An 18,565-nucleotide genomic window follows, 5' to 3' on the forward strand; every position below is an offset into this window, starting at 1 on the left:
GGGGCCGCTTCCGAGGGATGGCTGCGGGACGGCGGCCGGCACCCGGGTGCAGCGAGCGGAGCGGCACCGGGCGCGGGCGGACCATCCGGTCCCCTAGCCGCTACGACGACGGGCCGGCCGGGGTCCGCGCACCGGTGCCCGGTGTCAGCACAGCCGCGGGTGTCAGCACAGCCGCGGACGCCCGATGGCGACCGGTGCGGCTTCCGCCGTCGGGACGCGCGGGATCACCGCGGATCGGCGTATCCGCCAGCCAGGTCACCGAGGGAGACCGGTGCGCCGGGATCGGGCAGGGCGGCAAGCCTGGTCCGCCTGGCGTGGTCCACCAGGTCCTGGGGGGTCAGACCGGCCAGTGCCTTGTTCACGTGCTCGAGCATGGCGGCGGCGGCGGCGAGGACGGCTGCGTCGTCCAGCGGGCGCGCTTCGACGTTCATCGCCCTGGCCGTGAGCTTCTGGAGGCTGCGGAACAGATCGCCCTTGTGGACCTCACGGATCGTCAGTGACAGGTGCACGGACAGGCCGCCGCTCCCGACGGCCTCGTGGGCGAAGCCGCGTGGGATGTACAGGACGTCCCCGGCGTGCACGGTGGCGCGCAGCACCTCCGCCGGCTTCTCCCCTTCCACACTTCCCTCGCGCCATTCACCGTTCGCCGGTCCCTCGCAGACACGCCAGTCCTTGCTGCCGGCCAGTTGGAGAACGAGCACATCGGCGTCGTCGCGATGCAGTGGAGCCCCCTGGGCGCCGGACGGGGTGACGAAGCAGAACGCCTCCACCGGCCGCTGGAGTTCGGCCGACAGACGTGCCAGGAGATCGCGGGTGGGGCCGTGCCACTGGTCGACCCTGTGCATGAGCACGGTCGCGCCCTGCTCGATCAGCCCCCGTATCTTCTTCTGGTCAGCGAACCCCGGGTGGGAGACGCCTCGGACCGAACGTGCCGAGAAGTAGGTGTCGGCGGGCAGGGGACCCTCGGCGCCGGTCATCTCCAAGTAGGGCTCGTGCAGGAAGCCGCTGGCGAGGGCGTCGTCCACGTCGGCCGGCGTGAAGGGACTGACGAGGGGGCCGCCGGGAGTGAAGACACCGGGGCGGCGGCGCCAGTGGTCGGCGGCGAAGGCCACCGGGTCGCCGACCCACCGGGACAGTGTCGTGGAGTGCGCAATGGTCATGTCATGCGTTCCTCTCTGTGCTCAGACGATGTGCGCCGGGGCACGTGGGGCCGGAGAACGGGCAGGTCGCCTCGCTCGAAGCGCTGTTTCGTCTCGGAGATCCGCACCTTGCCGCTGGTCGTAACGGGAAGGCCGCCCGCGGGCAGCAGGGCGACCTCGGAGACGTACAGGTCGAGGACCTGGGCGAGCCGGCGCCGCACCTGGGCGGCCACGTGCGCGGGGGACGGTGCGCCGGGGCCGCCGGTCACTTCCGACACCAGGCACAGGAGGTCGCCGGCCGCCTCGTCCTCGACGGTGAAGGCGGCGCACCGCCCCGGTCTGAGGCCCGGTACGGCGGCACAGGCCGCGGCGATGTCCGCCGGGTGGAAGTTGCGGCCACGGTGCACGAGTACGTCGTCCGCCCGTCCGAGGACGAACAGTTGGCCGCCGTCGAGGAACCCCAGGTCCCTGGTGGGGTGCCAACGGGATCGCCGGACCGGCTTGCACCAGTAGCCGCTGAAGAGTTGCGGGCCCCGGATGTGGATCTCTCCCACGCGGTGCTCGTCCTGGCGGCCGTCGCCGATGCGTACCCGGGTTCCCGGCAGCGGGACGCCCGAGGAGAGCAGGGTGGTGGAGGGGGCTCCCCGCGCGGCGCGGACCGCGCGGCCCGTACGCAGTGCTTCGGTACTGACGGCGAGGCGGAGCGGCGGGAGTTCGGGGGTGGTGGCGGTGACCGTGAGGGTCGCCTCCGCCATCCCGTACGAGGGACACAGGACCTCGGCCCGGAACCCCGCTGCCGCGAACCGGGCGGCGAACCGCTCGGCGGTGGCGGTGCGGACCACCTCTCCCGCGCTGCGCGCGACCCGCCAGGCACGCAGGTCCAGGGTGGCCATCTCGTCGTCGGTGGTCTTGCGCGCGCACAGGTCGTACGCGAAGTCGGGAGCGCTGGACAGCGTGCCGCGGCAGACGGTGAGAGCGGAGAGCCATTCCGCCGGGCGGCGGGCGAAGCGCTCGGTCGGCATGAGCACGGACTCGTATCCGCTGAACAGCGGCCTGAGGATTCCGGTAATCAGACCCATGTCGTGGCTGAGCGGCACCCATGTCACGGCGACGTCCGCCGGGCTCTCGCGGTAGCAGGCGGCCGCCTGGCGGCAACTCGACCGCAGTGCGCGGTGACCGATGACGACGCCCTTGGGAGAGCCGGTCGATCCGGAGGTGTACTGGAGAAACGCGGGTGTTCGCGGGCTCACCCGTGCGTCGGGCGCGCCGCTGCCCTCCGGCAGGGCGGCGGCGACCGCCGGCAGCTCCTCCCAGGTGCGGATCCGGACCCGCGTTGCGGAGTCCTCCAGCGCGGGGCGCACCGTGTCCCGCCACGCTTCGGTGGTGATCACAAGAGCCGGGCAGCAGTCCCGAACGATGGTCCGCAGTCTCTGCTCGAACGCCTCGGCCCGCATCGTGCGCGGGCCCGGGGCGGGAACCGCGACGAGTCTGGTGCCGATCACGGCCAGCAGGACGGCGGCGAACGTCTCGTCGTTCGGCAGGACCAGGACCACCCGTTGTCCGGGTTCGGCGTCCAGGCCCCGCAGCGCGCGGGCGACGGTGTCCACCAGCCGGTCCAGTTCACCGAAGGTCGTACGACGCCGGATCTCCCCTTCGTCCCAGCTGGTCAGGGCGATGGCGTCCGGCCGGTGCCGGGCGTGGTGCCGGAGCCATCCGGCGGCTGTGACGGAGTCGTGGGCTGGTCCTCCGCTACCGGGGGCCATGGGGAGCGCTCCGGGCCAGGACGCCGAGATCGGCCCGCCTCAGCTTGCCGCTGGGCGTACGGGGCAGGGAGCCCGAAACCGCGAGAACGACGCGCGGGCAGGGCAGGTCCAGTTGTTCCGCCGTGGCCTCGATGGCGGGCACCGGGTCCTGGAAGTCGGTACCGTGACCGTGTTCCACGAAGCACACCGGTCCGTCTACGGCGCCGTCGACGGCGGCGGCATCGGTGACTCCGGGCAGCAATCGGATGTCGTGCTCGAGTCGCGCCATCCGGATCTCCTGCGGGTTCTCGGCCCGGCCGAGGACGAACAGATATCCCTCGTCGTCGAGATGGCCCACGTCCCCGGTCTTCAGCACGCCGGTGTCGGACGGATCCCGGTCGGCCGCCCGCAGCCGGATGTCTATGTCCCCGGTCTCGCCCGCGGGCACGGGCCGGCCCTCCCGCGAGATCTCGACACGGATCCCCGGCAGGGGCCGCCCGACCGACCCGGGCCTGGCCAGCCACTCCGCCGTCGTGATCTCGGTGATGACACCGTGGGATGTGCCGTAGTACTCGTGCAGGACCGGCCCGAACAGGTCGATGGCCGCGCGCTTGACCCCAGGTGGGCAGGCGGCTCCGCCGTGGAAGACGACCTGGAAGGGGTGGCGCGGTGCCGCGCCGGCCTCGACGAGGTCGGTCAGGCGGTCGGGGCTGACCATGACGCTGTCCGCACGGTGACGGTCCGCCAGTTCCGTGAAGGCGTCGCAGGACCAGGTTCGCTGGACGACGACCGTGCTGCCCGCCTGCAGCGCGTACAGGGCGGGGCCGAGAGTGCCCAGGTGGTAGGTCGGGTTGGCCATCAGGTGCGGGCCCCGGCCGGCTCCGGCGCCGTAGCGTTCGACGACCGCGACCCCGCGGTACGGCCTGCGTGGACGTGTCCGCGCCACCGCTTGCGGCAGTCCGGTGGTGCCGGAGGTGGCAAACACGAGGCGGCCCGCGGCGGGCGGCGTCGCGGGCGTGCCGGGGCCGTCCGCCCGGGCCGTCAACTGCGTGTCGGTCACGACCGGGCAGGGCAGGGCGGGGCCGTCGGCCCAGGGCTGCGCACTGATGTGCGCGGCTGTGGACACCGAGGCGAGCAGGGACGATCCCATGGGAATCTCCAGCAGCTCACGGTCGATGGGGAAGAGACCGAAGCCGTGTCGCAGCGCGGCCAGGGCCAGCGCGAAGAAGGCCGGTCCGGTGGGGATGTCGGTCGACACGACCGCGCCGTCCGGGATCCCGTGGGCGCGCAGCCCCCGGGCCAGGGCATCCGCGCGGCCGGTGAGATCGCCGTACGTGCTCTGCTCGCCGTCGGCGATCACGGCCACGCGGTCCGGGTGGGTCCGCGCGGTGGCCCAGGGGTCCCAGAGATAAGGCTTCATGATTCCTCAGTGCTTGGATGTCGGCGAGGCGGGAGAGGGCTGCGCGAGCGCGGCGGCGAGTGCCGCGAGGTCAGGGAGACTGACGACCAGTTCGACGTCGACCTCGACGCCCAGGCTCTCCTCCAGACGGAGGCTCAGTTCGACCGCGGTGATGGAGTCGCCGCCGAGGGCGAAGAAATCGTCCTCGGGCACGACCGGCCTGCCGAACACCTCGCTCACGGCGGTCAGTACCTCGTCGATCGGCGTGTCGGACATGGCGCCTTCTCTGCTGGGGGGCGTGGGTCGCAATCGGGTACGGCGGAGGCGGACGGCCCTCACCGCCTTTGCCCGGTCATCCGGCGGGCACGGTGGCCGCCAGGCCGGCGGCCATGTCGTCCAGGACCGACCGTGCCAGCCGGCGGTCGGCTCGGTGCCCGTCGTAGAGGAGGTCGATGGACAGGCTGTCGCGGAACTCGGTGCACCGGAGGTGAAGTGCGAAGGTGTCATGCAAGGTGATCCTGTGCAGCGGGTAGGCGTCAGCCGTGATCCGCAGACCGCCGGTGTCTTCCGCGACCGCGGAGTTCCCTTCGAACCGGCGCAGATTGACGTAGATGTCGCGGCTGACGGGCGCGCCGCCGGTCTCCTCCGCCTCCCGGGTCAGCGCGGTGAGGTCCTCGGCGTCGAGCCTCTGGTGCCGGAGCCCGTTGAGCAGTTGATCACGCAACTGTGTCCGCACGGAGAAGGCGTCGGCGTCGGCGTCGCGCAAGGTCAGGGGGCAGGAGCCGGCGAACATGCCCACCACGTCCATGTCCCGGGACGCACGCGAGTCCATCGAGGTCCACAGTCCCACTTCGGACATGCCGGTTCGAGCGGCCAGTGCTGTGACGAACCATCCGACCGCCGACTGCAGGACGGTGAAGCGGAACTCGGCGCACAGACCACGCAGCGCCGTGACCGTCGCGGCCGGCAGCTCCGCGCTCACCATGCCTCCTTCGGCGCGGTCGGCCCCGGCGGGGCTGGTCCGGGGCCAGGAGGCGCGGGTCATGAAGGCCAGGCGTTCTCGCCAGCTCGCCAGCGCCTGCTCGCGCAGCCGCTCGCTCGTCCGCTCCCGCTGCCGGACCGCCGCGTCGGCGAACGAGGGGGCCGTGTCCGGCGGGGACCCGCCGGTGCGCAGGGTCTGGTAATCGCGCCAGACCTCATGCCCGAAAAGGTGATGGGCCCGGCCGTCGAAGACGAGGTTCTGAAAGGTGGCCAGCAGCGCGTGGTGGTTCTCGTCGTAGCGCAGCAGCCTGATGATGAACGGCCGTTGTGTGCCGTACGACCACGGGGTGACGCAGTCGCGGGACAAGAGGACCGAGGCGTAGTGGGAGAACTGTGCGGGCGAGGCGGCCTTCACCTTCACCCGTCGGACGACTTCCTCCTCGGCCTCGATGCCCCGGGTCCACTGCAGCGGGTGCGGGCCCGGCACCGGATCCATCTGGAGGTGCAGGGCGTCGTGCCGGACCACGAAGGCACGTACGGCCGCGGCGAGGGCGTCCGTGTCGAGGTCGCCCAGGATCTCGAACGCGAGCTGAGTGTTCTTGTGGGACCAGCCGCTGGAGAGGGTCTTGGTGTGGAACCACTCCTGCTCGTAGGTCAGGGGGAACGGGGTACGGACCCGTGGGCCCATCAGGCCAGGCACAGGTACTCCGTTCCGCTCTCCTTGAGGACGGCGGGGGAACCCGCCTCGACGATGCGTCCGTCGCGCATGACGACGACTTGGTCCGCCTCGTCCATCACGGTCAGGCGGTGGGCTATGACGACGACGGTGATCCCCGCGTCCAGCAGCCCCCGCATGATGGTTTCCTCGAGAGCCGGGTCGAGGGCGCTGGTCGCCTCGTCCAGGATGACCAGTTCGGGCTTCTTCGCCAGCGCCCGGGCCAGCACGATCCGCTGGCGTTGTCCTCCCGACAGCCCGTGGCCGCCGGGGGCGACGAGGGTGTCGTACCCCATGGGCATGGCTTCGATCTCCTCGTGGATGTGCGCCAGCCCGACCGCCGTGATCAGATCCGACTTGCTGATGTCGTCGCCGCCGAAGAGGATGTTGTCCCGGATGGTGCCGCCGAAGAGGTGCGCGTTCTGGTTGACGTAGCCGATGCGCCGCCGGTAGGTGGGCCGGTCGAGTTCGGCCAGGTCGGTACCGTCGACGGTCAGGGTGCCGCCGGTGGGTGTGTACAGTCCGGCCAGCAGCATGCCGAGGGTGGACTTCCCGGAGCCCGAACGGCCGATGATGGCCATGAACTGCCCTGGAACGAGTTCGAAACTGACGTCGTCGAGGGTGGCCCGCGGAGCCCCCGGATAGCGGAAGGCGACCGCTTCGGCCTTGATCCGGCCGGGCCTGGCCACGCCGGTCTCGGCGAAGGCACCCCGCGGTTCGGGAGCCGCTCGCAGGACGTCGTCGAGTTTGGCGAGGGTGGGCCGGACCGCGGCCAGCTGGGAGCCGGCGTCGAAGAGGCCTTCCAGCGGGATGAACAGAGCGATGGTCAGTGTCATGAAGCCCATGGCCTCGCCGAGCGAGTAGCGGTGGCTCAGGACCAGCCAGATCCCGGCGACCAGCACTATCAGGGGCGCGGCGAACTGCAGCGTGCGGCTGAGGGACGCGAACAGAGCGAGGTTGCGGCGGGCGCTCAGACGCTTGTTGACCTCATGGACCAAGGTGTGAGACCAGCGCTCCACTGCCCGGCCGTCCATGCCGGCGGCTTTGAGGGTGGTGATGCTCTCCAGCATCTCCACCAGTTCCTCCTGGGCCTTGGTCTGGCGTTCGAGGACTTCTTGGCTCAGCCCGGTCTGCCGGCGCCAGGTCAGCACGAGGATGCCGGTCTGCACGACGACCAGCACGGTGACCAGAAGCGACAGGAGCGGGTTCGCGACGGCAATGGCGACCAGGTAGACGACGATGAGCAGGCTGTCGAAGACGGCCGAGACCGCGGTGAGGCTCAGGACCTGGACGAGCACGTTGCCGGTGCGGACCCGTAGCGCGAGATCACCCGAGTTGCGCACGGTGAAGAAGTCGTAGGGCAGGTCCGCCATATGTCCTACGATGCCCAGGGTGAGCCGCTTCTCGATGACGGCCTGGCGCCTGGTGACCAGAAACGATCGCGCCACGGACAAGGAGAAATAGAGGACGACCAGACCGGCCAGGATGGCGCAGGCCGTCCACGCTCCCCCGGTGGACCGGTTGCCGAGGACGCGCTCGACCAGGAATCCGGCGGTGAGTGGCAGGGCGAGTTCGAAGGCCATGAGTCCGGCGGAGGAGGCGAGGATCAGCGCCAGTTCCCGGCCGTGCGGCAGAAAATGCCGCAAGCGGTGCCAGGGGCCGGGGAGTTCACTGCCGCGTCGACGCCGACCGGGGCCGGCTTGGAGCGGCCGCTCGAAGTCCAGGGCCACGCCCGTGAAGGACTCGGCGACCGTTGCCCTGGTGAGCCTGCGGCGTCCATGGACAGGATCGATGACATCCACATGGTCTTTACCGGTTCCCTCCAGGACGACGAAGTGGTTGAAGTTCCAGAAGAGGATCGAACCGGGGGAGAGCCGGGCCAGGGCTTCCGTGCCAGCGCGTACGCCGCGGCCCCTGACGCCGTATTCGCGGGCGATCTCCAGGAGGGTGCGGGCCGACGCGCCATTGCGTCCGGAACCCGCGCGCGCGCGGATCTCGTCGAGGGAGACGTCCACGCCGTGGTAGCGCAGCACGGTCACAAGAGCGGCGGGACCGCAGTCGCTGACCTGGGTTTGGAAGCAGACCTGCAGCCGCGGACCGCGTGGGCGTCGCCTGAACCGCTCACGGACCGCCGTGATCCGCTCGACTACTCCCTTGGGCCGGGTCACGGCAGGAGTGTGGCCGAAGACCGGTCCGAGGCCATCGCTCCTGCGATGGTGTTCAAGCGCCTCGGCGTTGAAACGCGAATCGCCAGGCATGGGTCCCTTCCCGTTGTGAGTCACTGGCCTGTCCGCCCGCGGCAGGACGTCCGGACGTGAGCCGTCGACCCGTCCGCCGAAGAAGCGCAGGCCCCTTCGGCGGACGGACCGCGGACTTCAGATCGTCAGATGACGCAGGTGAGGGAAATCCCGAACTGGCCGCCGACGATGTCGTCCAGCTCCTCTTCCGACAGGTCGGAAATGTCGATGTCGTCGAAGTTTTCCATGACTTCTCTCTTTCGCAGGGGCTTCTTCGCATCCGTGGATCGGAATCTGTAACCAGAGAACGGTGTCGAGCCACACCAAGAAATCACCGAAAAGCGATGCCCGGACGAAATCCACTACAGGCACCGACCCACCCGACGGGAGAAAGCACAGGGGGTGTAATGCATTCACTTCACGTCCGGATGACCGAACGACTGAACCATAGAGAGCATCATCCGATCGGTCAAGCCTCGATTCGCCACCCGCGTTATACTGAATCCACGCCGAGTACAAATTCCCGCCCGCCGACACTGCGAACTGAATAGCGCGGGCAGGAAGGAAAGTTCCGCATATACGTCCACACCCATGGTCGCATGAAAATCGACTGGCCGAACGGCGGCCCGGAAAGACTAGTGGATTCCCTAGATCTTCGAGTTCCCCGTCCTGTTCGGCCGCCGGGCACGCGCGCGTCCGGCGGTGGGACGCGGTCGAGGACGACGGGGCCCGTGGCGACGGCCGCCGACAGGTCTCGGCCACTGGGGGGGAACGCCGACCGGCCCGCGCGGCCGGTCGCAATTGGCCCGGACGTGGCGCCTGTTGGCTCCCCGGCGATGCCGAGCGGAAACGCTCTGATTGGTAGACTCCCGCAGCCCATGGTCTCCTGAGCCTCAGCCGGGAGATGCTCTGAGCATGTGCCGTACCCGTGGAGGAATGATCTCGGTGTTGACGATGCAAGAAGCAATGCTGGTGCTGAACAAGTACTGGACCGAACACGGGTGTCTGGTCGTTCAGCCCATGAACACCGAGGTGGGTGCGGGCACGCTCAACCCCGCTACGTTCCTGCGGGTCCAGGGACCGGAGCCGTGGCGTGTCGCATACGTGGAACCGAGCGTCCGGCCCGACGACTCACGTTACGGCGAGAACCCGAATCGGCTGCAGACCCACACGCAGTACCAGGTCATCCTCAAGCCCGAGCCCGGAAACGCGCAGGAGCTTTTCCTGGGGAGTCTGCAGGCACTGGGCATCGACACAGCCGCACATGACATTCGCTTTGTCGAGGACAACTGGGCGTCCCCGGCGCTGGGCGCCTGGGGGCTCGGCTGGGAAGTATGGCTCGATGGTCTGGAGATCACCCAGTTCACATACTTTCAGCAGGCAGGCGGTATCACCCTCGACCCGGTGTCCGTCGAGATCACCTACGGCATGGAACGCATCCTGATGGCGCTTCAGGGCGTCAATCACTTCAAGGACCTCCAGTACGCGCCGGGTGTCACCTACGGCGAGGCGTTCGGCCAGGCCGAGTACGAGATGAGCCGCTACTACCTCGACGAGGCCGACCTGGAGACCCAGCGGAGCCTCTTCGAGGCCTACGCGGGCGAGGCACGCCGCATGCTCGACGCGCGACTTCCCGTCCCCGCGTACTCCTTCGTCCTCAAGTGCTCGCACGCGTTCAACGTGCTCGACGCGCGAGGCGCCATCTCCACCACGGAGCGGGCACGTTCCTTCGCCCGGATGCGCGGGTTGGCCCACGAGGTCGCCGAGTTGTGGGTCGCGCGGCGCGAGGAACTCGGTTTTCCCCTGGGCCGCGTGTCGAGCAGCGACTCCGCCCCGGCCGACACCGCGTTGGGTGAGGCTCCGGACCGGACGGGGGCCGCGGAACCCGTCGGGGCCGAGCAGGGCACGGTGGCCCCGCCGGCCGAGCCGGGGCCGGCCACCCTCGTGGTGGAGATCGGCGTGGAGGAGATGCCGCCGGCCGAGGTCACCCGGACCTCTCAGGCGGTGCGTAACGCGTTGACGGAGAAACTGGGCGCCACCCGGCTGGGACACGGTGAGATCAGGGTCGACGCCAGCCCCCGACGCGTGGTGGCAACCGTCGTCGGTGTGGAACCCCGGGAGGCCGACTACGAACAGACCGTGCGCGGGCCCCGGGTCTCGGCGGCGTTCGACGCGGAGGGAAACCCCACCAAGGCGGCCATCGGCTTCGCCAGGAGCAACGGTGCCGAACCGGCGGATCTCGGTCGCGTCACCGTCGGGGCCAACGAGCATGTCGCGCTCACCCGGCAGGTGGTCGGGCGCTCGGCCGAGGAGGTCCTCTCGGCTCTCCTCCCGGAGGTCGTGACCGGACTTCGCTCCGAGAAGAACATGCGGTGGAACGCTCCGCGGCTCTCCTTCACCCGTCCGATCCGGTGGATCATGGCTCTGCTGGGAGAGCGGGTCGTCCCTTTCACGGTGTCCAGCCTGACGTCGGGACGTACGACACAGGTTCACCGTGAGGCGGTGCCTCCCACGGCGGAGGTGCCGACGGCGGACGGATACCTGCCCTTTCTGAAGGAGCACGGAATCCTCGCGGACGCCGCGGAGCGGCGGCGCCTCGTGGTGGACGGCGCGTCGCGACTCGCCGAGGCCGCGGGCGGACACATCCAGACCGAGCAGTACGGCGCGCTGATCGACGAGATCACCAACCTGGTCGAATCCCCCACTCCGATCCTCGGGGACTTCGACCCGAAGTACCTCACGCTGCCCGCGGACATCCTCGTCACCGTCATGCGGAAGCACCAGCGCTACCTTCCCGTGGTGGACGCGAGCGGCAGCATGCTGCCCCACTTCGTCGCGGTGGCCAACGGAACGTGCGACCACGATGTCGTCCGCCACGGCAACGAGGCGGTGCTGCGGGCCCGGTACGAGGACGCCTCCTTCTTCTGGAAGGCGGATCTGGAGACCCCGCTGAGCGAGATGAGGGAGAAGACGCACCTCCTCACGTTCGAGGAGCGTCTCGGCTCCATGGCGGACCGCGCCGACCGCATCTCGGCCATCGCCCGCCGGCTGGCGAAGGTCATCGGCCTGTCCGGCACGGACCACGACGTCCTGGAACGGGCCGCGGCCCTGACCAAGTTCGACCTCGGCTCGCAGATGGTCACCGAACTGTCCAGCCTCGCGGGCATCATGGCGCGCGAATACGCCGTGCGCGCGGGCGAGAGCCAGGCGGTGGCGCAGGCCCTCTACGAGAACGAACTGCCGCGTTTCGCCGGCGACGCGTTGCCCGAAACCCTGCCGGGGGCCCTGCTGGCCCTGGCGGACCGGCTCGATCTGCTGGTCGGTCTCTTCGCGATCGGGGCCGAACCCACGGGCAGCTCGGACGCGTTCGGGCTGCGCCGCTCCGCGCTGGGCGTGGTCAACATCCTCCTCAGCAGGAGCGACCTGGCCGCGATCAGGCTCGGCCAGGTGCTGGCCATCGCGGCGGAGTACCAGGCCGTCGCGGTCGAGCAGAAGCATCTGGAGGACGCGGCCCAGTTCGTGTTGCGCCGCTTCGAGCAGCAGCTGATCGAGCTGGGGCACTCCACCACCGACGTCCGCGCGGTGCTGGTGCGCGGCGACTCGCCGCGGCTGGCCACGCGGACCCTGGAGGAGCTGGAAGGCCTGCAGGGTGACGACCGGTTCGCCACCGTTCTTGCGGCATTCCAGCGGGTTCGGCGCATCGTGCCGGCCGGGCTGGAGGCGGTGTACGACCCGGAGGAGCTCCATGAGCCCGCCGAGCAGGCTCTGCACGCCGCCCTGGTCAAGTGCCGGCAGGTCCTCGACGGGGAGACCTCACTCGTCCGCTTCAACGCGGAGACGGGCGAGCTGGTCGACGCGGTGAACATCTTCTTCGACAACGTCCTGGTGATGGCCGAGGTCCCCGCAGTCCGGGCCAACAGGCTGGGCCTGCTCGCCGATGTCCGCGACCTCGCGGAGGGCATCGTCGACTGGGAATCACTGGTCTGAGAGGTCATCGGCTCTCCGATCGTGCCGACAGGTCCGGCCGGAGACGAGGACCGCGGCGCGGCGGGGAAAGCGCCTGCCGGAGTGCTGACCGGTGCTCCGGTTCCGGTCGAACCGACCACTGACGGTTCATGAGCGGGTGCCCGTACGGGCACCCGCTCATGTGTCGGGTCACCGGTCACCCGCCACGGCTCCGTGCACCGCCCGGTCACGCGACCGGAGCGATGTCCACGGCACTTCGGCCGGCACGGCGAGCACGTGCCGGCCGTTCGCATGTCCTCCCCCGGAGCCGGTGTCCCCTGCCCCGCAATCCCGGCGGCCTCACGGTGTATACGCATTTTCGAGGATGAACCGACGTGATTGATAGGCTGGTTGCTCGCCGACCGCGGTCGGCTGGCCGCCTCAGCGCACAGGTGATCGATCCAAGCGTGAACCGATCCCCACGGTGAGTTCGTGACCATGGTGGTGACGACGGCGTTCGGAGTGGTCGGGCAAGGAGGGCCGTGGCGAGGTGACGGAAGAACTGCTCTTCGCCGTTCTCGGGGCGGTCCGTGCATACCGGGGCGACGCAGAACTTCACCTCGGTCCACCACAGCTCCGGGCCATGCTGGCGGTCCTGCTCCTGCGACCGGGCCACACCGCGTCGAAGACACAGCTGGTGGACGCGTTGTGGGGCCCCACGCCCCCCAGCAAGGCGACCACCACGATCCGCACCTACGCCTGGCAGTTGCGCAGACTCCTGGAACCGGACCGCTCCACGCCAAGTGTGCTCGTCTCGGTCGGCGACGGCTACCGCCTGGTCGTCCCCCCGTCCTCGCTCGACGTGGGGCAGGCCGAATCGCTCACTCGTGAGGCGGCGCAGGCACGTGCCTCGGGCCGGTTGGAGGAGGCAAACGACAGGCTGGTCCGCGCACTCGCCCTGTGGCAGGGAGAGACTCTGGCCGGAGTGCCCGGCCCCTTTGCCATGCGGCAGCGTGACCGGCTCGAGGAATTACGCATCGCTCTGCTGGAGGAACGTTTCGACCTCGACCTGGCCCTCGGCCGCCATCGCCAGGTCATTCCCGACCTGGCGGACCTCACGGCCCTGCACCCCCTGCGAGAGCGTCCGTACGGCCTCTTGATGCGCGCGCTCTACGGGGCGGGCAGACAGGCCGACGCGCTCGCGGTGTTCAGCGGTGTCAGGAAGCTGCTGCTGGAGGAGCAGGGCATCGATCCCGGACCTGAGCTGACCGCTGTCTACCGGCAGGTCCTGGAGAATGATCCGGCCCTCTCCATAGCGGCCGTCGAGGAACCCGCGGTGTCCGACGAAACGAAGGCGGCCGAGCCCCTCCCCGCGGCCGCCCGGGACCGGGACCCGCTGCCCGTTCCTGCGCAGCTTCCGCCGCTGCTGCCCGACTTCGCCGGCCGCACCGACGCCGTCAGCGACATGCACACCCTGCTGACGACGCCCGGACGCCGAGCGCCGACCGTCGTGGCGATAGCCGGGATGGGCGGGATCGGGAAGACCTCACTGGCCCTGTTCACGGCCCACGGCGTACGCCACGCCTACCCGGACGGTCAGCTCTACGCCGATCTGCGTGGAGCGGACGACAACCCCGCCGAGCCCGCCGGCGTGCTGACGGGGTTCCTGCTGTCGCTGGGCGTCGCCGCCGAGGCCGTACCCGACACCCTCGAAGACCGTTGCAAACTCTTCCGTTCGATGCTGGACGGCCACAGGGTTCTGATCGTCCTGGACAACGCACGTGACGCGTCGCAGGTCCTGGACCTGATGCCCGGATCGGTCGGCTGCGGAGTCATCATCACCGGCAGGTCCCGTCTCTTCGGTCTGCCGGTCACCAAACAGCTCAGCATAGACACCTTCAGACCCGACGAGGCCCTCTCGCTGCTCGGCACGGTCATCGGGCACGAGCGGCTCGACGCGGAGCGGGAACAGGCGCTCGAACTGCTCCGGCTGTGCGGATTCCTGCCGCTGGCCATCCGGATCGTGGCCACCAGGCTGGCGTCCCGGCCACGGTGGGCCATCGCGACACTGACCGCCCGGCTTGCCAACGAGCAGCGACGCATCGAGGAACTGCGCGTGGGTGACATGTCGATCCACGCGGTCTTCGAACTCGGCTACCGGCAACTGCCGTCCGAGCAGGCCCGCGCCTTCCGGCTGCTCGCCGTCCCGGGGTCCCTCGACTTCGGTCTGCCGGTGGCCGCGGCCGCACTCGCGACGGACGAGGAGACGGCGGAGGAGATGCTGGAAGCCCTGGTGGACGCCGCCATGCTGGAGTCCCCCGAACCGGGCCGCTACCGCTATCACGACCTGCTCCGCGCCTTCGCCCAATGCGCGGAGCCGGAACACCAGGACGACACCCGGCAGGCCTTCGGCAGACTGCTCGACTACCTGCTGGCCACCGCGTGCAACGCTTTCGCGCAAGCCGTGCCCGGAGACCCGGTGGCGAACTCCCTCGGCCCGCTGCGGTCCCAAGGGCTGCACTTCGGCGACGTCCACGCGGCGCGTTCCTGGATCACCGGCGAGATCGGACTGGTGACAGCGGCCGCGCTGCACACCGTCGGCCAGCGGACGGAGCCCTACGCCGGCCAGTTGCGGACCGCCGTGGACCTGCTCATCGCGGTCAGTCCCTTCTGCGCCAACGTCCGGTTCGAGGGGCTGCGGTCCGCCGCCCTGGAGCTCGCGCGGGAGGCCGAGCTGCGGGGTGACCAACGGGTTCTGGGCCGGGCGCAGTTGCTGTGCAGCAGCATCGCACTGCAGGCCGCCCGCCCGTCCGACACCGAGGAGTACGCGCGCCTGGCCGTCACAGCGTCGAGGAACACGAAGGACACCGTCATCCTCCGGCAGGCGCTCAACAACCTCGGTGTGGCGGTGATGTTTCTGCATCGATACGACGAGGCGGTGGAGTGCTTCGACGAGGCGATCGCACTCGCCCGCGTCCTCGGCCACAGGTCCGGCGAGGCGGCGACCACCATCAACGCGGCGCTCGCCCGCGTGCGCAGCGGCCGGGCCGCCGAGGCGATACCGGCCTGTGAGACGACACTGGTGACCTTGCGTTCCATGGGCGACCTTCCGGGAGTCGCCTACGCGTTGTACGTGCTGGCTCTGGCGCTGCACGAACACGAGCGGTTCGGCGACGCCATCGCCCGCTACACCGAGTGCCTCGCGGTCTGCCGGTCCGCCGGCATCCGGGGGCGCGAGGCCCACGCCCTGTACCGCCTCGCCGAAACGCTCCGCCGGACAGGGCGGTACGACGAGGCGGTGCGGTACGCCACCGAGGCCGTGGCCCGGTGCGAGCAGATCGGAGCCGTACGGGACCACGCCTACGCGTTGATGGTCCTGGGCCGGGCCGAGGCCGATCGCGGCGGCATCGACACCGCCCGTGTCCAGCTCCGCAAGGCGCACGAACTCTTCACCGGTCTCGGCCTGCCCGATGCCAACGCTGTCAGCCGGATCCTCGATCATCTGCCGGGCGGCTCCGCACCGACGGACGAACCGTGACGGTACCGGTCGCCGGCCCATATCGGCACATCGCGTCACGTCGCTAAAATCCCCCTCGCGGTGGAGCGGGAATACCGAAAAGGCGAGGCGCACGTCGAATATACCGGAGATGGACCACGTATATTCCCCGGCGTGCGAGAGTGAGCGCCAGCGGTCGAAATATGCGCACAGAAAGCCGTGGAGCAGTCGGCAATTCAGCTCCGGGGCAGCGCGGACCGAATTCGGCCCTTTCTTAGGAGGCGTTTGAATGCCCAAACCTCGCGAACAGAAGGACAACCACCTCATCTACGCCGACGCCGTGGGGTCGCGCGGTAAGTCGGGCGTGTGGTTCGGCGAGCGCGAAGACTTCAAGGCCAAGCAGGTCAGCGTGATGGACGCCGTCAAGGAGCGGATCGAGTGGGTGCCGGTCGAGGACGCCGTCATGGCGATCAGCCTTGACCCGCCCGGCATCGTTCTCATGGCGCCCAATCCGTCGCTGCCCGGCATCATCGTCCTCGCCGACGGTGCGACGTCCGAGAACACCGAGCATCTCAAGAAGCACTACACCGAGATCGTTCAGGGTGTCCTGAAGGACGCGAACATCGCGCAAGAAGACTGATCGATCCATCCTGCTGCGGTGTCATCGGAAAGCGACGGTGACACCGCAGCGGGCTTCTCGCTGTGCGGTTCGTTCCGACGCATGGCTGGTTCCGTTTCTTTAAGGAGTTCACCGTGACGAACGATGCCGAGCGACTCTGGAACAAGTATTTGCTTGTCGCTCAGGGGGCGGAGGGTATTGTTTTCGATCCCGTCACCCTGGCGAGCGCGAGTCTCACCGCCGATGAGATGAAGCGGATCCGCGACAACGAGCGCCAGATCCTGTCGGAGATGAAACAGCTGGGCTTCACTTCCGAGCCGCCGGCCGCACCTCAGCGTGATCTCATCTTCGACCGGATCAACGGGCTGGGCATGACCGGAAAGCCGCCCCGGATCAGCGGATACCGCATCGTGGTGACCGACCGCTGCAACATGACCTGCACGTACTGCTTCGTGGACACCAACACGGGCGCCGACGACATCACCATCCCCGACCTCCGCGAAGGGCTCGAGTACCTCTTCGAGCAGAACGCCGGCGAGGAGGAGGTCACCATTCAGTGGTTCGGCGGTGAGCCGACCACGCGGTTCGACCTGATGCAGTACGGAGACGAGTACGCTCTCGAACTCGCCGAGAAGCACGGCGTGGGGCGCGTGCAGTTCACCGTCGTCACCAACGGTGTCCTGATCAAGGACCCCATGATCGAGCACTTCAAGAAGTTCAAGTACGGCGTGGGCGTGTCCTTCGACGGGGCTCCGGACGACAACAAGGTCGAGCGGTTCCTGCTGTCGGGCAAACCTGCGGACAAGCGGATCCACCGGAACATCCAGCGGCTGATCGATGCCGGGGTGCACGTGGGCTGCAACCTCACCCCCACGCCGATCAATGTGAGCAACCTGCCGGACACCGTCGAGTACGTGCTGTCCCTCGGCATCAACTTCATCTACGTCAACACCCCCATTCCGATCTCCGGCCGCTGGCACGTCGACGGCGAGGCGCTGTGCCGCGCGGTGTTCCGTTCGCGGCTTCTCGCGCTGTCCCGCGGTGCCATGCTGTTCTCCTCACTCGACCGCATCTATCAGGCCCTGGACACCCGCCTGCCGAAGATGTACGAGCACATTCAGCAGGACGGCGGCCTGAACGCGGCTCTGCTGTCCCGCGGGCGCATCTCCATCCTCGATCTGAACTGGCGTGACGACTCGTTCGTCTTCCCGATCAGTCAGCTTCGGGAGCAGCCGGAGCTGCTGGCCGGAGCCGCCAAGAACCTCCTGCCGGCGAAGCAGTGCGGAGAGTGCCCCGCCGCCGCCGTGTGCGGTGGTCCGTCCCGCAACGACGTCTCGCTCCGGAACAACCCCGAGCCCGATCCGCAGATGTGCGACTTCTTCCAGGTGGGTCTCGAACTCGCCCTCACCGACCAGACGGGGTTGCAGTGACCGACAGCCTCGGAGCACTCCGCGGAGTGCTCGTCTCGACCGCCGACAACTGCGAAGTGAACTGCCGGTTCTGCTTCCGGGCCGATGTCGGACGCGACGTCCTGAGCCTCAGCACCTACGCCCGGGCTCTGTCGCGGCTCCACGAACTCGGCGTGGACGAGCTGTGCTTGTCGGGCGGCGAGCCGACCGATCACCCGGAGTTCCGTCAACTCGTGCGCGTCGCGCTCCAGTTCGGTTTCCGCACCTCGGTGGTCACCGCCGCGAGGACCGGGCCGCGACTCGATGCCCTCGCCGGTGTCGCCGGCATGCTCAGTCACGTCACCGTCTCCGCCGACAGCCGTAGAGCGGACGAGATCGGCCGCACCGGCCGGACGATCCTCTCGACGCCGAAGGTCTTCGAGGCGTTGGGACACCGTCGGGCGAGCCTGCATGTCACCGCCTACGAGCTGGACGAAGACGACCTGAAGGCCATCGTCTCGGTGGTCGAGACGGCCGACGTCCCGGTGGAGGTCAGCCCGCTGCTGCCGTCGCCGACATTCCGTTTCGAGAATCCCCACCTCAAACGCGACCTGGCGTTGATCGACACGTTCTTCGGCATGTCGGAGCAGCTGAGAACAGTGGTGTCGGAGTACCACGAGTGGCTGCGCGGCCCGGTCGTCCGGTCCTGCCAGTCCGCGCGGCTGTACCTGTCAGCGGACGGCTTTCTGCGCCGCTGCCCGTACGACAGCTCTCAGCAGGTGTCGGTCTTCGCGACGCGGCAGGAGATCAGCGAAGCGCTCGAGCAGTCGTTCTGCGAACCACCGACCACCGGTCTGGCCTGCATGGCGATCTGCCGTTCGGAATCCCACGAAGGGTGAGTTGT

Annotated in this window: 11 protein-coding genes; 5 read left to right on the forward strand and 6 right to left on the reverse strand. The window is 69.1% G+C overall.

Annotated features, from left to right (window positions below):
• Nucleotides 1-224: 224 nt before the first annotated feature.
• The 6 genes from AC07AZ_RS22970 to AC07AZ_RS22995 all read right to left on the reverse strand — a co-directional run bounded on the left by AC07AZ_RS22970 (nucleotide 225) and on the right by AC07AZ_RS22995 (nucleotide 8,144).
• The gene (locus AC07AZ_RS22970; RefSeq protein ID WP_478850572.1) at nucleotides 225-1,160 is read right to left on the reverse strand and encodes a JmjC domain-containing protein; all 936 of its coding nucleotides are present in this window, start codon (nucleotides 1,158-1,160) and stop codon (nucleotides 225-227) included.
• The gene (locus tag AC07AZ_RS22975) at nucleotides 1,157-2,902 is read right to left on the reverse strand and encodes an AMP-binding protein (protein WP_478850574.1); all 1,746 of its coding nucleotides are present in this window, start codon (nucleotides 2,900-2,902) and stop codon (nucleotides 1,157-1,159) included. The genes AC07AZ_RS22970 and AC07AZ_RS22975 overlap by 4 nt, the downstream gene beginning before the upstream one ends.
• A complete protein-coding gene (locus AC07AZ_RS22980) occupies nucleotides 2,889-4,301 on the reverse strand; it encodes a class I adenylate-forming enzyme family protein (protein WP_478850576.1) in 1,413 nt (470 codons plus the stop codon). Before AC07AZ_RS22980 ends, AC07AZ_RS22975 begins: the two co-directional genes overlap by 14 nt.
• A gap of 6 nt (nucleotides 4,302-4,307) precedes the next feature.
• Nucleotides 4,308-4,556 carry an acyl carrier protein gene (locus AC07AZ_RS22985; protein WP_478850578.1) on the reverse strand — a complete coding sequence of 83 codons (249 nt, stop codon included), beginning with the start codon at nucleotides 4,554-4,556 and terminating at the stop codon, nucleotides 4,308-4,310.
• A 76-nt stretch (nucleotides 4,557-4,632) separates the two neighbouring features.
• Entirely contained in the window at nucleotides 4,633-5,961 is a 1,329-nt protein-coding gene (locus AC07AZ_RS22990) for a condensation domain-containing protein (protein WP_478850580.1), read from the reverse strand.
• Complete coding sequence (locus AC07AZ_RS22995) at nucleotides 5,949-8,144, reverse strand: peptidase domain-containing ABC transporter (RefSeq protein WP_478850582.1); 2,196 nt, start codon at nucleotides 8,142-8,144, stop codon at nucleotides 5,949-5,951. The genes AC07AZ_RS22990 and AC07AZ_RS22995 overlap by 13 nt, the downstream gene beginning before the upstream one ends.
• A 1,023-nt stretch (nucleotides 8,145-9,167) precedes the next feature.
• Between AC07AZ_RS22995 and AC07AZ_RS23000 the strand changes: the two genes are divergently transcribed.
• The 5 genes from AC07AZ_RS23000 (at nucleotide 9,168) to AC07AZ_RS23020 (ending at nucleotide 18,560) form a co-directional block, all read left to right on the forward strand.
• On the forward strand, nucleotides 9,168-12,200 hold the full coding sequence (locus AC07AZ_RS23000) for a glycine--tRNA ligase (RefSeq protein ID WP_478850584.1): 3,033 nt from the start codon (nucleotides 9,168-9,170) through the stop codon (nucleotides 12,198-12,200).
• Between the two features lie 508 nt (nucleotides 12,201-12,708).
• A complete protein-coding gene (locus AC07AZ_RS23005) occupies nucleotides 12,709-15,696 on the forward strand; it encodes an AfsR/SARP family transcriptional regulator (protein WP_478850586.1) in 2,988 nt (995 codons plus the stop codon).
• A 247-nt stretch (nucleotides 15,697-15,943) separates the two neighbouring features.
• Nucleotides 15,944-16,294, forward strand: coding sequence for a hypothetical protein (locus tag AC07AZ_RS23010; RefSeq protein WP_075029623.1), 351 nt, complete (start codon nucleotides 15,944-15,946; stop codon nucleotides 16,292-16,294).
• Nucleotides 16,295-16,407: 113 nt separating this feature from the next.
• Complete coding sequence (locus tag AC07AZ_RS23015; RefSeq protein WP_478850589.1) at nucleotides 16,408-17,703, forward strand: radical SAM protein; 1,296 nt, start codon at nucleotides 16,408-16,410, stop codon at nucleotides 17,701-17,703.
• Nucleotides 17,700-18,560 carry a radical SAM protein gene (locus tag AC07AZ_RS23020; protein WP_478850591.1) on the forward strand — a complete coding sequence of 287 codons (861 nt, stop codon included), beginning with the start codon at nucleotides 17,700-17,702 and terminating at the stop codon, nucleotides 18,558-18,560. The genes AC07AZ_RS23015 and AC07AZ_RS23020 overlap by 4 nt, the downstream gene beginning before the upstream one ends.
• Nucleotides 18,561-18,565: the final 5 nt, after the last annotated feature.

It is taken from the genome of Streptomyces sp. NPDC043878 (assembly GCF_056435735.1).

Excerpts from the sequence above, each read along its gene's own strand:
- AC07AZ_RS22970 (WP_478850572.1), bottom strand. The coding sequence starts at position 1,160 with ATGACCATTGCGCACTCCACGACACTGTCCCGGTGGGTCGGCGACCCG.
- AC07AZ_RS23010 (WP_075029623.1), top strand. The coding sequence starts at position 15,944 with ATGCCCAAACCTCGCGAACAGAAGGACAACCACCTCATCTACGCCGAC.
- AC07AZ_RS22975 (WP_478850574.1), bottom strand. The coding sequence starts at position 2,902 with ATGGCCCCCGGTAGCGGAGGACCAGCCCACGACTCCGTCACAGCCGCC.
- AC07AZ_RS22980 (WP_478850576.1), bottom strand. The coding sequence starts at position 4,301 with ATGAAGCCTTATCTCTGGGACCCCTGGGCCACCGCGCGGACCCACCCG.
- AC07AZ_RS22985 (WP_478850578.1), bottom strand. The coding sequence starts at position 4,556 with ATGTCCGACACGCCGATCGACGAGGTACTGACCGCCGTGAGCGAGGTG.
- AC07AZ_RS23000 (WP_478850584.1), top strand. The coding sequence starts at position 9,168 with ATGCAAGAAGCAATGCTGGTGCTGAACAAGTACTGGACCGAACACGGG.